We start from the raw sequence: 14,084 nt of genomic DNA on the forward strand, positions 1-14,084 counted from the left end.
GGCACCGACCGGGAATCCCCTTTGCCCCTCACGGCGGGCAGTCCCGCATTTGTTCATCTTTTGCGCTATTCTGTTCATAGCTTTTTTGTACTTTTCCCTTATGACCTTGAACAAACTTCTATTCCTACCTTTGTTCGTACTCCCTCTTCCTCCTTGCCGCCTGCGACAGCGACAAGAATGAGTTTATGACCCCGAGTCCGGACGAACCCGTCGTTGACGTAAACATCGATGAATACTTCGTAAATGGGAAAGTTATCGGAAAAACAAAGACGGATTTTTTGGTTATTGGTGATTTGCTGATTCTTCATCTTGATAGCGAATTAAAAAGGGTTATAAACGCATATCTAGAAAAAATTTAAAAAAATAATCAATCGTATGATTTTGAGGCTAGTACAGCCAAGTTACATGTTGATGATAACCTTTCTTATGGGGCTTTCTATAACGCTTTCGCGTTAACGGTGTTTTGTGGATATTCGGTACTTAACATTGCGATTGGGACTAATTATAAGGATGTTTTTCAATTAAGTATTCCTAGAACCGATTATATGTGGTGTGGCCTTGTTATTCAGCGAATGAAAGGTCTAAGATATAAGTACTTGCGTAACCGTCAAAAGTTATCGCTCTCTGAAATGTCTGAGATAGATGTTGAGGATAGAGAGTGCGTTGAAGAATATAAAGGTCTTGATATGCTATTGTCGTTTTACCGTAAAGATGATGGCATCGCCTATGTTGTCAGTTTGAATGAAACTTTTTTCAATAAGGGTAGCCGGTTTGATGGCTATAACTTCTATACATTTAACAACGATGCTGATTTGTGGAAATTTATAGAAGATATCCGTTCGAAAGTGGATCGTCAAATTGGAAATATGCCAGGTAAAAAAGAGGATAAAGTTTTAAGACTACTTGCTAATGCTCATGGTCCAAATAATATAATTTTAGCTTTTCAAAAAGATGTGTTAATGAAAGATATTGCCCCTATAATCAAAAAATTAAAGACTTACGGGTATAGATTTGCTTTTGATTTGGATTAAAACTGCGCCGTTATGCGGACCTGCAATATTTAGACTTTGAATATTCCAATTTACCACATTGATAAACTGTCCAAGGAACTTTCTGTTTTGTAGTTTATTCTTGTCGCTTATGATTATACATTGTTAAACGTAGGCGAGCGATGTTGCACTGCCTTGGGTGAGAGGATAATATTATGGAAAACAAAGAAATCGAATTTAAAAAAGTTGCACCGATTGTCGAAACGGTCTGGGGCGTGCTCTTGCTCATGTTGAGTTGCGCGTTTTTTATTTTTGGCGCTTAGCAACTAATATGTCATATAAAAAGAAAGTCCGTCTGTGTTGGAGACGGACTTCTTTTATTTTGGAAGAAAAATATGTCTTACTGTTTTTGAGCTAGGACATCAGAAAGCTTAGCAATGCTTTCTTTTGCGCGTATTATGGCTGCAATGCTTTTTTCGTTGTCCCGTAAAACCTTGACCGCGTTCTTGTTGTTTGTTAGAGCGCTACAGATTTCACAGACTCCGCAAAAGCTTTTGTTGAATTTGATATTGCTATGCTCTTCGACAAATTGACAGAGCTTTAGAGGGCCCAACTCATGGATTGCATTGAGTAGAACGTCTTTGCTTGCTCTGTTCAGGATTGTCTTGATTTTCTCCTTATTTGTATCTCCGAGATCCAAGATTGCGTTGTTGTCCGACGGAATGCCGCAACAAGCCCATACGTGTCCCAGCGGTGAAACAACCGGGTCGCTGACCGCCCATGGGCAGCAGCAGGCCAAATTCTCCTGATTTTCGATTGTGTCGAATTTCTCGCTATTGAGCGATGCGGCACGACCGCTTTTTTGTAGTGTGTTTTCGTAAATCTGATATAGGGTTTCTTTTCCTGGCTCCTTTATCTCGTTGTCTTCAGGTCCGTTTGAGACCGCAACTTCGATTTTTTCGCCTAAAAATTCCTGGATGTATGCTGGGACGATTTTGTCGTTATTCCCATGGCTATTAGCCAGAATGACGGATTCAAAACCAGCGCCTTTGCAGGCTTGCCAAGCATTGCGGATGTTTTCCAGTGGGACAAATGGCTCGTGGTAGTCATCAACGCTGAAATTGATTTCGGTGAGCCCGACACTGCGGAATTTCTCAATATAGCGTTGTGCGCGTTCTAAGCTGGTTGCCCAGAAGGCGTTCGTGACAAGCCTAGTCTTTAGGAAGTTTAGCGTACAATAGCGGATGGTGCGGAATAGATCTTCACCGAGCAAAGTCGATTCGCCACCCGTAAATACGATCATCTTGACATCGTATTCTTTTACAACTTGATCAATGCATTTCTGCATTTGTTCAAATTGAAGCTTGTTTTTTTTATTTGGGGTACAATTCATCAAACAGTGGGAGCACCTTGCGGTACACCCATCTGTTGTCACGAAGCTGAATACCCCGCTTTTTAACGGAGTAATCTTCATTTATTTTTTTGCTTTCTTTGTTGCTTTGGGTTCGGCTCTTTTGGCGGCCTTCATCAGGTTCTTAAGCTGCTTTTCTGCATTGGCGGCAGCCTTCTTTTCGGCCTTGGTGGCGTTCTTGGGGAGCGCCTTGCGGATGCGCTGAACCTCTTCAAGCTGAAGTTCCAAATTGCCTCTTACATTGATTTCCGGAATGATCTTCGGCTTAATGCGAGATATGGATTCCGGCTTGACAAGGATATCTACCTTTGGCTTGATTTCAGGCTTGACGAGAATATCTACCTTCGGCTTGATCAAGACCTTTGGTTTGATGCGTGAAATCGATTCCGGCTTAACGAGCGGCTTGACTGGATCTGGGCCGGGCGGAATCGGTTTAACCGTCGGTCTTGGAATAATAGGCGGTTTCGGATTGATAGGCGGCCTTGGAATAATGGGCGGTCTTTGGATAATGGGGGTAACAGGGACGACTGTTGTAATTGGCTTGATGGGAATTTTGGGCCTTACTTTTATGTCTGCTTTTACTGCCGGAATGACGGGTTTCAAAACTTCTGCGGGTTCAAAGTTACCCGGTATAAGTTTGCCAATTTCAACAAGAACGTTTTGTTGAAGAATTTCGTTATTGACCAATGATTCGGCGAGTGCTGCAGAAAGGCCTGCGCGCTTTGTTGCGGGAATGCCTTCCAACAGGTCGCCGATAGAAATATCTTTTTTCTTATCGTCTTTGGCGACGATATCGTCAAGATCGAGTGCTTTGAGCACGTCTTTCGGGCTAGCGACAATTTCTTTTTTCAGATTTGTCGTGATATCTTTGATGATATCCTTTGTTTGAACTTTCTTTTTAGTTGTAGCCATTTTTTCTCCTTAGGGATTGTACATAATCAGGTATATATAACAGTGGAGAAAAAAGTGGATTGTGAAATATTTTTTACAAACTTTGTTTTTAAGAATAAAAAAACGGAATTCGTTTTGAATTCCGTTAAGTTGTTTGTTTTAATTTGGCTTAGACTCTTCCGAAGCGGCGTGTCTTGCGGAACGGCTTATCGCCGAAGCTCCTTTCGTCGCGGTCTTTGCGGAAGGGCTTGTCTTCGAACTTGCCCGGCTTGCGGTCGGCGAATTGGCGTTCGCGACGTGCCTTGCGGTTCTCGAAAGGCTTGTCGCCAAAGCTGCGTTCACCACGGTCTTTGCGGAATCCGCCACGGCGTTCATCGTCGTGGAAGCCTCCCTTGCGGTCGCGATGGAAACTGCGGCGTTCTTCGCGGCTCGCGTGCGGCCTTGTTCCTGGTGCGGGGCCCTCGGGCGGTTCGTCGGTCATCACGCGGAAGCGGGCGTCGTTGCCGCGGATGGTCATTTCGGACAAGATATCGAGAACGTCTTGCGGGAGCGTGTTCGGGAGTTCAACGGTACTGAACTTGTCGAACAGCTTGATGCGGCCGATGTTGCTGCTGTTGATGTTCGCTTCGCCAGCGATTGCACCCACGATGTCGCGCGGGGTAACGTGGTCAATGCGGCCGACGCCAAGATAGTAGCGCAAGAAGCCTTCTTCGACTCCGTTCAGGCCTTCCTTGCGTTCCTTACGTATGCGCTTCTGTTCTTCGCTGTTGAGGCCGAAATCTTCGCCATTGCCGAGGAAGTCTCTGCCGCTGCGAGCTTTTTCACGACGTTCTTTGGGCACTTCGAGCGGCGGGAGGTTCGGGAAAAGCGGCTGTTTTTTCTGGTACATCTTGATGACGGCGGCAGCAATGTCTTCGGCTGTCATTTCGTTGACGGAACCATCTTCGAGCGCAACGCCGTCCTTCATGTTGCAACCTTCGGCAACGAGAGCGCGGACGAGTTCCTTGAACTGGTCGAGTTCTCCGTAGCTTACGACGCTCTTGACTTTTGCCTTGAACGCATCGACGCGCTTCTTGCTGATTTGTTCGGAAGTCGGCATTTCCATCACGTCAATCGGCTGGCGCGTTGCCTTTTCGATGGTCTTGAGCATGCGCTTTTCACGCGGTGTGATGAACAAGATGGCGTTACCGCTGCGGCCTGCACGGCCCGTACGGCCAATGCGGTGCACGTAAGATTCCGTGTCGTAAGGAATGTCGTAGTTCACAACAAGCGAAATGCGGTCCACGTCAATACCGCGGGCGGCGACGTCTGTCGCGACGACGATATCGAGCTTGCCCATCTTGAGGCGGTTGATGGTGCGTTCGCGCATGGACTGGGCGAGGTCGCCGTTCAGCGGAGCCACGTTGAATCCGCGGCTTTCGAGCTTTTCTGCGACTTCGGTGGTGTTCTGCTTGGTGCGCACGAAAATGAGTACGCCGTCAAATTCTTCACCTTCAAGCACGCGGGCGAGCGCTTCGATCTTGTGTTCGTTTTTCACGAGCAAGTAGCGCTGGCAGATATTTTCGACCGTGGTCGTCTTGCCTTCGATGCGTGCTTCTTCGTATTCGCCCAGGTGTTGGTCGATAATCTTTTTCACGCTGTCCGGCATGGTCGCGCTAAAGAGGGCGCGCTGGGCGTCGGCGGGGATTTCCTTGAGGATGGTTTCCACGTCTTCCATGAAGCCCATGTCGAGCATTTCATCCGCCTCGTCGAGGACGATGGCTTTGACTGCTCCGAGCGAAATAGAACCGCGCTTGATATGGTCAATCAAACGGCCCGGGGTGGCAACAACGATGCTTGCCTTGCGCTTGAGGGCGCGCAACTGGATGGCAATATCCTGACCGCCATAGACAGGAACAACAGTCACGTTCGGCATCTTGACTGCGTATTGCTGGATGGCGTCTGAAACCTGGATCGCAAGTTCGCGTGTCGGCGTGAGCACGAGCATGGATGTTTCGCGTCCGTTGAAGTTGATGCGCGAAAGGAGCGGGAGCGAGAATGCGGCCGTCTTGCCTGTACCGGTCTGCGCTGTACCGAGAAGGTTTGCACCCTGCAAAAGCGCCGGGATGGCCTTAGCCTGGATGGGCGAGGGCGTTTCGTAACCAGCGAGCTTGACCGCTTCAAGAACTTCCGGAGAAAGACCGAGATCGTCGAACGTCACTAAGGATTCATCGCCGACATCTTCTTCGTCAGAAATTTCTTTATCGTCAGATTCAGAGGGTGTTTCGTTAATCGAGGTCGCAGAGCTAGCTGCAGTGACTGTTGCTTCATCAGCGGTTGTGTCATGCCCGGCTTCTGTCACCCCGGATTTATTCCGGGGGGGCATCTCCTTTTCATCGCCGCTTACGGCTTCATCATCATCGATAAATTCGACTTTTTCGCCCTTCTTAATCTTGGAGTTTGCGCCGGATTCCAGAACTTCGCCGTTATCGTCAACGACTACGCCGTCCGGATTTGCTGCAAAGAATGCTGCTTCATCAGCCAGGTCTTCGTCTGCGCCTCCTGCGATGGCGTTCAAGAACGCATCAGCTTCAAGTTGCATTTTAGAGTTGTTATTTTCCGGAACGTCGATTTCCGGGCCGCAAGAAATATCTTCTGCCATAAGTCACCTTCGGGATCCGTAAACTTCATCTGCAGCGCATGCCGCGTCATCACATTGCTCGAATTGAGCATTCAATAAGCCCCGAAGTGCACTCGCACTTATAAACCTGAAGTCTGTTGGGTCCCCAATAATTTGCGCCAAATGTAGAAAATAAAGATATGAAATCAAAGGTTCTTGAGAGGTCTGCTGATGCAAATAAGAAAATAGTAGCTAGCGGAATGGCTATTGCGGGGAGGAACCGTAATTATTTGATTATGGGTTTAATGCTATAGACATTTTAAATGAATTATACTATATTATGCAAACCTCGGAGAGATGCCAGAGTGGTCGAATGGGCCGGTCTCGAAATCCGGAGTCTGTCACAGGACCGAGGGTTCGAATCCCTCTCTCTCCTTTGAAACAAAAAGCGAAGCCGAAAGGCTTCGCTTTTTGTTTCAAGTGAAATAATGGGTGGATGAGAACCCTCGCAGAGGGTTCGATTGACCGCGCGAGAGCGAAGCGAACACAGCGCGGTCAAGGATTACGGCCTCCGGCCGTAACCCGGAGGGCGGCGAAGGAACAGAATGTGACTGAGCCGTCCCATCCCTCTCTCTCCTTGAGAGAGGGGGAATGGAATTGAAACGAAGTGAACGTCTTGTCCAATCCCTCTCTCTCCTTGGAGTGAGTGAGAATGCTCTCGTATTGAGAGAGAACGTGAGGGAAAAACTCTCTCCACCCCTAAAATCCGACAAAATCTCTAAAATTGGCTTTTTTGAGCATTTTTATAGTCTAAAAATAATTTTTTGTAATAAAAATGTATTCTTTTCTAAAAAATTATGCTATATTTATTTTTGTGAATGTGTCAGAGGGGAGCTTTGATTTGTTTGCAGAATTGCAAATGCCACAGAATTTATAAAAGCAATAGACAGTACATAATAAGGAACCGTTAATACGGTTTTGGTGTATTTGGAGTTTATTCAAAAGTCTCTCATTCCAACTCGTAAAATACTGTCGCCCTCCTTTCGAGGGCGACTTCCCGTTTATAAGGTGCGCGGCATTTTGCAGTAGAAAAAAAAGACCGACTTTTCAGTTGAAAAAAAAAGACCAACCTTGCGGTTGATCTTTTTTATACCTTTTGACGCGGTTGAAAAAAAGAACTTGTCCTTCGACAAGTCCTTTTTATACCCTTTAATGCGGTTGAAAAAAAAGACCAACCTTGCGGTTGATCTTTTTTATACCTTTTGACGCGGTTGAAAAAAGAACTTGTCCTTCGACAAGTCCTTTTTATACCTTTTAATGCGGTTAAAAAAAAGACCAACCTTGCGGTTGATCTTTTTTATACCCCCAAGCGGTTTCGAACCGCTGTTGCGGGAATGAAAATCCCGAGTCCTGGGCCACTAGACGATAGGGGCGTTTTGTGTGAGGACAAATATAGGATTTTATAGAATAATGTCAAGGGTGAATTAATAATTTTTTTTAGGGGTGGGGGCGGCACTTTCTTACGGTAAAAAAAAGACCAACCTTGCGGTTGATCTTTTTTATACCCCCAAGCGGTTTCGAACCGCTGTTGCGGGAATGAAAATCCCGAGTCCTGGGCCACTAGACGATAGGGGCGTTTTGTGTGCGCCAAATATAGATGTTTATAGAAAATTGTCAAGGGTCTTTGTTTGAATTTTTTATTTTTTCTCTCGTGATTCTGAAAAAAAGGCTAAAAAGGATACTTTGGCGAGGCGTTTTCCGCTTTTTGCCAGTGGCTTTGCTTGCTAGTGCCGCCGATGCAGCGTTGCTTTGGGGCATTCGCTCATTCATGGATATTCTCCAAGGCAAACCGATTTTCTCACTCTCCGGGTGGCTAGTGCTGATGGTTGTCCTTACGGCGCTCCGTTTTGCTTTTTTCGCCTGGAAAATGAACATTTCCGAAAAATGGCTTTTTGGCGCGGGTTCCCTTGTGATGGGGTGGTTCTTGCATACGCTCCGTTCGCTCTCGCCGCGGGTGTTCCATACTCCGGAGGGTGAATCGAAGGTCGAGGCGGCATACGAATCGGTGATAGTCTTGCAATCGAATGGTGGCGTGTTTTTTCAGGCGGTTCAGGCGCTTCTTCAGCTTTTGGTCTTTTTGCCTGTGCTGTTTTGCATTTCGTGGCCGTTGACTTTGTTCTTGTTTGTGGTTGTCGTGCCGCTTGTGGGCTGGATGCAGCGCCGCTTGCATAAGATGGGACCTGCCGAAGAATACATCCTGACGGAACGCTCTGATTTTCGCGGTTCGCTTTATCTTGCTCGTAAGCTTTTTCGTCGCTGGAGTTCCCGTTTTGAACGCCGTGAAATTTCGAATGACTTGATGGCGCAGGTCCGCAATCTTCGAGATGATGGTCTTGAAGTCTCGCTCCGCAAGGGCGTGCTTTCGTTGATTACCGAAACGGTGTCTGTCCTTGCGATGGTCTTTGTGCTTGCGTTCTGTGCGCTTTTGATTTCGAAAGGGTGGATGGACGGGACTGGACTTGTGCTTTACTGCTCGGCTGTTCTCCTTTGTTATAAACCCGTGAAAGAATGCGCACGCGTGATGCCTCAAGCGCGGTCGGCATTGAGCGCCCTTAGTGTCCTCGAAAAATTTGAATCGTTGCCTTCGAAAAAATCGGATTCCAGCTCTGCTGAAAAAACGTGTTCTCCGGATTTTGACAACTTGCAAATTGCCCATGGCGACTTTGCTTACGAAGGCGCGTTCGAAACACTCTTTAGCAATTTTTCGCTTTGCTGGAGTACAAAAAAGCCGGTGCTAGTCCGTGGCAGGAACGGTGTCGGTAAATCAACGCTGTTGCGCTTGATTGCTGGGCTTGAGGAATGGGATTATGGACAAATTTCAAGTTCAATCCCGCTGAAAAATAACGTGTTTTTTTTAGCGCAAGATTTAGAATTGCCACCGATTCACTTGTTGCAAAAACTCCTTGCGCAAACGGATTCTGCGGCTGTTGTTGAATTTGCTCGTGCTGCACGAGTGGACAAGATAATAGCCAAAGAGGGAATGTCGGGTGGCGAACGCGCGCGTGTCGCCTTGGCGTGGGCGCTTGCCTCGGACAGTTCGATGGTGCTTCTTGATGAACCGTTTGCGTCTGTGGCGCTTGCGGACCGTGAACTGCTTTTGACGGCGTTCCTTGATACGGCGGAACTCTTGCACAAGTGGGTGGTGCTCGTGAGCCACGATGTCCTTTCGCACGGGTTAGAACAACGTTTTAATGTCGCGGAGATGGGCGATGTCTGATGCGGAAAACAGGTTGTCTGCATTCCTGTATCGCTATCGCGGATACATCTTGGCTCTTGTTGCCGTTACCCTAGTTATAACCCCACCTTGCGTTGGTTATAGCGGTCTCCTAATAGCAATCCCGATTTATGTTGTAAGTGCTTTTTTACGGGTGCAGTCGCGGCGCTTTATCGGTGAACATACTCGTGGGCATGTCCATGCGGCTGATTCGCTTGTGACTTGTGGCCCTTACGCTTGCGTCCGGCATCCGCTCTATATTTCCAATACGGGTTTTGCGCTCGGGGTTGCGTTTTTTCATCTAGGCGTTTCGCCTTGGGTGGTTGCGTTTATGCTTGTCGTGGTGGCGTTTGAAGTGGCGCTTTCGCGAATCGAAGACCGTTTTTTGGAGCGGAAATTCGGCGATGTGTGGCGCGCATGGGCGTGCAAAACTCCGGCGTTTTTCCCGCGTCTCGGCGGAAGTTGCGAAAATGCTTGTGATTCTAAGCACGTTCCCGCTCAAAGAAGCTTCTGGCGGGCGTTTTTTGCGGATTCTTCGACATGGCTGTGGCTTTTCTTTTGTAATTTATTGCTGATACTAAGGAAAGTGGCGGTTTTCTATGTTTAAGGTGTTTGACATTGCGCGTGAGGCTCTCGGATCTGTAGCCAAAGCTGCAGCCAAGGTGCCTGTTATAGAAAATAAGTACCATGTGAATGCCCGTTTGCGCGGCCCGTGGCCTAAGGGACCGTTCCTTTGGATGCATGGCGCGAGTCTTGGCGAATGCAAAATGCTCTTGAATCTGGCGAAGTGCCTCAAGGAGGACTTGCCGAATTGCCCGCGTCTTTTGATTACGACTCAGAAGGTTGAGGTCGTTTCGTTTATTAAGGAATCGGGCGTGGATGTGGTCGCGCACATTGCTCCTGTGGATGCCCCTGCTACGATGAAGTCCTTTATTTCGGCCGTGAAACCGCTAGGGCTAATTTTGGCTGAAAATGAACTTTGGCCGGGCTATCTCTCGTCAATGTTGCGCATTTCGACGCGCCCGCCGGTAGCGCTTGTCTCTGGGCGGTTCCATCATGCGGTTCCTGGAATGGACTATGCTGCAGTTGGCTTTGTGAGCATGCAGACGGGGTCGGACTTGTCACGCTTTTTTAGCGTTTCTGCGCGGGCGAGTAATTCGCGAATGATGATTGGCGGCGACTGGAAACTTTTGCCATGGGTGCGCTTGAACAAGGCCGTTTCTGCTCCTGAGAATCCGACGGTCGATACTGTGTTTGTCTCGATGCATCTCCAGGAGTTGCCGAGCCTTGGTCGTATGGTTCTTTCGTCGATCAAGCGCGGGGAATCTGTGGTGCTGATGCCACGCCGTTTGTCCGAAGTGGATGAATTCCGCAAGGAACTTGTCGGTCTGGGCGTTTCCGTGGTTGACTGGCCGCAGGTGCAGAATGGGGCGGTCTCGATTGTGAATGAGTTTGGCAAGACAAAAGAAGTTTTGGCGGTTTCTAAAACGGCTGTTGTCGGTGGTTCGTTTGCGCGTGGCCTTGGTGTCCATGATTTTTGGGAGCCGCTCCAGAGCGGTGTTTCCACTTGTGTGGGGCCGTATGCCGATGGACAAAAAGAAGCGGTTGCAACACTTGTACGTGAAGGCGTTATCGCCCAGCTGCAATCGGCGGAGGAATATTCAAGGCGCAATAAGCCTGATATCCGTTTGGTGCAGACGTTCCTTGCTCATGAAAGCGCAAAGATTAGCGATTCGTACCAGCAATTGCTGGAGTTCTTGAAAAATTTGTTAAAGTAAATTAGGTGAATTATGAAAAAAATCGTTTTGGCTACGCCCCGTGGTTTCTGTGCCGGTGTGGACCGTGCCATTCATGTCGTTGAAAAGGCTATTCAAAAATTTGGTACGCCGATATATGTGCGCCATGAAATTGTTCATAACAAGTTTGTTGTAGAAACGCTTAAGGAAAAGGGCGTGGTTTTTGTCGATGAACTTTCCCAGGTTCCAGAAGGTTCCGTGGTGATTTTCTCGGCACATGGTGTTGCGGAACGCATTTACGAAGAAGCTAAAGCTCGCGATTTGCAGGTGCTCGATGCGAGCTGCCCGCTGGTGCTCAAGGTGCATTTCAGTGCCAAGCGCCATTACAATGCGGGGCGCCATATCATCTTGATTGGCCATGCGGGCCATGCCGAAGTGGAAGGCACGCTTGGACAGCTCCCGGAAGGCGCCATTACGCTTATCCGCAACGAAAAGGACGCGGAAACGGTAGAGGTGCCGGCTGACAAGGAACTAGCCTACATCACGCAAACGACGCTCTCTGTGGCCGAAACACGCAAGATTATCGAGGCGCTTAAACGTCGATTCCCGAAAATCATCGGGCCGGATGCTGGAGACCTCTGCTATGCGACGGGTAACCGCCAGGCTGCAGTCCTTGAACTTTGCTCCGAAGTTGACATGCTTTTGGTGGTCGGGGCCAAGAATTCCTCGAACTCCTCCCGTTTGATGGAGCTTGGACTTGAGCAGGGGCTCCCGAGCCACTTGATTGCAGACGTGAACGACCTTGATCCGGCGTGGTTTGAAAACATTGAAACGGTCGGTCTTTCGAGCGGAGCCAGTGCACCGGAGGTGCTGGTTCAGGGTGTCGTCGACTGGCTGAAAGAAAAATTTGGCCCGATTGAAGTGAAAAATCTTGTAAAATTAGTCGAAAATACGAAGTTTAACTTGCCAAAAGCATTGCAAGATTAACTTTAGCCTTGACAGTTCCAGAATTTTTAGCTAAAATTGCTGCCTGTAAAAACAACGGAGTTTAATATGAGCCGCATTTGTGAAGTTACCGGCAAAGCCGGTCTCGTGGGCAACATGGTTTCCCACTCTAACCGTAAGAAGTTGATGAAGCAGCTTCCGAACCTCCAGAAGAAGCGCTTCTACATTCCTGAAGAAGACCGCTGGGTGACGCTCCGCGTTAGCGCTGCTGGTCTCCGCACGATCAACAAGCTTGGCATCCAGGCTGTTGCTCAGGAACTCGGAATCTAATTTCTTAGATTAAAAGTTTAGCAAAAACCGCTATGCTCTGCATAGCGGTCTTTTGTGTATTTATTTTGGGTTGCTTTACACGACATCGCCGTTTAATACAAAAAAAGCCCCAGTGCTGAGACCGGGGTTGACGAATTCTCTTTGTCAAGCCCTACTTGATAGGGCTTCTCCTTTTTTTAAAGGAGATTCCCGGTCTAGCCGGGAATGACAAGCGTATGTCATTCGAAGATAATTTTACTTCCGACTTCCTACTGTCTACCGACTACTTGCGGATGAACTGCGGGATGCCTTTGTACTTCGCCATGGCTTGCATAATGCTCCCCATTTCCCATTCCTTCTCCTTGAGGCGGCGGCGGAGGAGGGCGACGAACACTTCCATGAGCATTTCGCAGTCGTACACGGAACGGTGCATCTTTTCTTCGTCGATGGTCATCGAAATTTCGCCGCGCTTCATGAACATGTTTGCCATGAAGCCGAGCTTGTGGTTCGCAAGTTCCGGCATGATGGTCTTGGAAATAGCGAGGCTGTCGACGACGGGGTTCCCTGGCGTGAATTGCGGGTTCTGCTCGTAGGCGGTGCGCAAGAAGCTTGCGTCGAAGTTTGCGTTGTGGGCGAGCAAGATGGAGCCTGGGCCGCAGAATGCCGTGAACTGCTTGAGCGCTTCGCCGACAGCCGGTGCGTTTTCGACCATCTTGTCGGTGATGTGGTTCACGTTTGTGGCTTCGGCGGGAATGAGCATGTTGGGCTTTACGAGCGTGTCGAATTCCGAGATGATTTTCGGTACGACGCGTCCGTTTTTCACTTCTACAGTGAACTTTACGGCGCCAATTTCAATGATTTCGTCTTTACGGTTGACAAGACCAGTCGTTTCTAAGTCGAATGCGACAAATTTTGGTGGTAATGCTATCACGGCTGTGTTCCTTATTTTGAATTATTTTCGGGCAAAAGATACTTAATTTCAATGTCAATTGCTGTCAAAGGGAGTGGAATAATGAAATTATCCCATCCGTTTAAGCGAAAATGCTTGCCATACTTGATGCAAAAAAGCCAAAGGGGTCGGCCGCTTGCCTTGGAGAGCCATAGCGAGCCCGGCTTTACTTGGAGGGCGGGGCCGTGTGGGCCATCGAGCGCCATGCCGACAAAGCGGTCATTCTTGAGAGACTTGAGCAGGTGCCGGACATTTGTGGCGCCGTGCGTGTCGGATCCGCGAGTGACTTCGTAATGGAGTTGCTTAGCTGCCTGGGCGAAAAATTCCCCGTCGTTTGATTCCGAGACGAGGATGTGCACGTTCTTATCCTTGAAAGCGGCAGTGCTTGCGAGCAGGTCCTTGTGCCAAAGTCCGAGGATTCCCGGTCGAAAGTCGTCGGGCACGCGCAGGCGGATGCGGAGGCTCCTCATCCAGAGGGCTCCGAGCGTCGCGAGCAATTTTGTCTTCAAGGAGGTCGATTTCACGGACAAAAAAATAGGTAATGGCACGAGGGTAAATGAAAAATTTTAAAATTTTTTGATTTTTTTTACCTTTAACCCTTGTACAACGTCAAATAAATACTTATATTGCGTCTGCAATTATGGCGACGTACCCAAGTTGGTAAGGGGCGAGTCTGCAAAACTCTTATTCGGCGGTTCGAGTCCGCCCGTTGCCTCTCAAAAGACCTTTCGTGAAAGCGGAAGGTCTTTTTGTTTTGTATATGGACTGTGTCCCGTTCCGCTTTATAAGATGATTGGACATGAAAAAAGCCGCTTTAAGCGGCTTTCATTTTTAGGGAGGTTCCCGGTCGGTGCCGGGAATGACGTGTCTAGGGTTATGCCGAATTTCTCGTCTATCAGCGAAGCCACAACTTCCTACCGCCTACTTCCTACTCCACTGTTGGCGGTGGGAGTGGGTTCTTGCGGGGGCGGCCACGCGGGC

At 48.4% G+C, this 14,084-nt stretch carries 12 protein-coding genes and 4 tRNA genes; 9 read left to right on the top strand and 7 right to left on the bottom strand.

Features of this window, described 5'->3' with window-relative positions; translation table 11 throughout:
• Together B3A20_RS01640 and B3A20_RS01645 are read left to right on the top strand one after the other, a co-directional pair.
• Positions 1-189 (top strand): hypothetical protein (locus tag B3A20_RS01640; RefSeq protein ID WP_290761143.1); only part of this gene is annotated, 189 nt, incomplete at its 5' end.
• A 440-nt stretch (positions 190-629) separates the two neighbouring features.
• Positions 630-1,031: a hypothetical protein gene (locus B3A20_RS01645; RefSeq protein ID WP_290761146.1), complete on the top strand. Its 402-nt coding sequence runs from the start codon at positions 630-632 to the stop codon at positions 1,029-1,031.
• Positions 1,032-1,389: 358 nt separating this feature from the next.
• Here the strand turns inward: B3A20_RS01645 and B3A20_RS01650 are convergent, their stop codons facing one another.
• From B3A20_RS01650 to B3A20_RS01660, 3 genes are all read right to left on the bottom strand, one after another.
• Positions 1,390-2,463 carry a radical SAM protein gene (locus tag B3A20_RS01650; RefSeq protein WP_290761148.1) on the bottom strand — a complete coding sequence of 358 codons (1,074 nt, stop codon included), beginning with the start codon at positions 2,461-2,463 and terminating at the stop codon, positions 1,390-1,392.
• Positions 2,464-3,312, bottom strand: coding sequence for a hypothetical protein (locus B3A20_RS01655; protein WP_290761150.1), 849 nt, complete (start codon positions 3,310-3,312; stop codon positions 2,464-2,466). It lies immediately after the preceding gene.
• Between the two features lie 148 nt (positions 3,313-3,460).
• The gene (locus B3A20_RS01660; protein ID WP_290761152.1) at positions 3,461-5,932 is read right to left on the bottom strand and encodes a DEAD/DEAH box helicase; all 2,472 of its coding nucleotides are present in this window, start codon (positions 5,930-5,932) and stop codon (positions 3,461-3,463) included.
• A 309-nt stretch (positions 5,933-6,241) separates the two neighbouring features.
• On the opposite strand from B3A20_RS01660, the gene B3A20_RS01665 reads away from it, so the two are divergent.
• Positions 6,242-6,326: transfer RNA gene (locus B3A20_RS01665), tRNA-Ser, on the top strand.
• Positions 6,327-7,250: 924 nt separating this feature from the next.
• On the opposite strand, the gene B3A20_RS01670 is transcribed toward B3A20_RS01665, so the two are convergent.
• Together B3A20_RS01670 and B3A20_RS01675 are read right to left on the bottom strand one after the other, a co-directional pair.
• Positions 7,251-7,323, bottom strand: a tRNA-Glu gene (locus tag B3A20_RS01670).
• Positions 7,324-7,452: 129 nt separating this feature from the next.
• Positions 7,453-7,525, bottom strand: a tRNA-Glu gene (locus B3A20_RS01675).
• 193 nt (positions 7,526-7,718) lie between these two features.
• Between B3A20_RS01675 and B3A20_RS01680 the strand changes: the two genes are divergently transcribed.
• From B3A20_RS01680 to rpmB, 5 genes are all read left to right on the top strand, one after another.
• On the top strand, positions 7,719-9,167 hold the full coding sequence (locus tag B3A20_RS01680; protein WP_290761154.1) for an ABC transporter ATP-binding protein: 1,449 nt from the start codon (positions 7,719-7,721) through the stop codon (positions 9,165-9,167).
• Positions 9,160-9,771: a methyltransferase family protein gene (locus B3A20_RS01685; protein ID WP_290761156.1), complete on the top strand. Its 612-nt coding sequence runs from the start codon at positions 9,160-9,162 to the stop codon at positions 9,769-9,771. Before B3A20_RS01680 ends, B3A20_RS01685 begins: the two co-directional genes overlap by 8 nt.
• Complete coding sequence (locus B3A20_RS01690; protein WP_290761159.1) at positions 9,764-10,942, top strand: 3-deoxy-D-manno-octulosonic acid transferase; 1,179 nt, start codon at positions 9,764-9,766, stop codon at positions 10,940-10,942. Before B3A20_RS01685 ends, B3A20_RS01690 begins: the two co-directional genes overlap by 8 nt.
• 12 nt (positions 10,943-10,954) lie before the next feature.
• Positions 10,955-11,887 carry a 4-hydroxy-3-methylbut-2-enyl diphosphate reductase gene (ispH, locus tag B3A20_RS01695; protein ID WP_290761161.1) on the top strand — a complete coding sequence of 311 codons (933 nt, stop codon included), beginning with the start codon at positions 10,955-10,957 and terminating at the stop codon, positions 11,885-11,887.
• A 66-nt stretch (positions 11,888-11,953) separates the two neighbouring features.
• Positions 11,954-12,175 (top strand): 50S ribosomal protein L28, encoded by a 222-nt coding sequence (gene rpmB, locus B3A20_RS01700; RefSeq protein ID WP_014546602.1) that lies wholly within the window; start codon positions 11,954-11,956, stop codon positions 12,173-12,175.
• A gap of 262 nt (positions 12,176-12,437) precedes the next feature.
• Here the strand turns inward: rpmB and B3A20_RS01705 are convergent, their stop codons facing one another.
• Together B3A20_RS01705 and B3A20_RS01710 are read right to left on the bottom strand one after the other, a co-directional pair.
• The gene (locus B3A20_RS01705) at positions 12,438-13,085 is read right to left on the bottom strand and encodes a 3'-5' exonuclease (protein ID WP_173562067.1); all 648 of its coding nucleotides are present in this window, start codon (positions 13,083-13,085) and stop codon (positions 12,438-12,440) included.
• Between the two features lie 11 nt (positions 13,086-13,096).
• Positions 13,097-13,612, bottom strand: coding sequence for a lysophospholipid acyltransferase family protein (locus tag B3A20_RS01710; protein ID WP_290761168.1), 516 nt, complete (start codon positions 13,610-13,612; stop codon positions 13,097-13,099).
• 133 nt (positions 13,613-13,745) lie between these two features.
• Between B3A20_RS01710 and B3A20_RS01715 the strand changes: the two genes are divergently transcribed.
• Positions 13,746-13,818, top strand: a tRNA-Cys gene (locus B3A20_RS01715).
• Positions 13,819-14,084 lie beyond the last annotated feature (266 nt).

It is taken from the genome of Fibrobacter sp. UBA4297 (assembly GCF_002394865.1).
In the GTDB taxonomy this organism is placed as follows: Bacteria; Fibrobacterota; Fibrobacteria; order Fibrobacterales; family Fibrobacteraceae; genus Fibrobacter.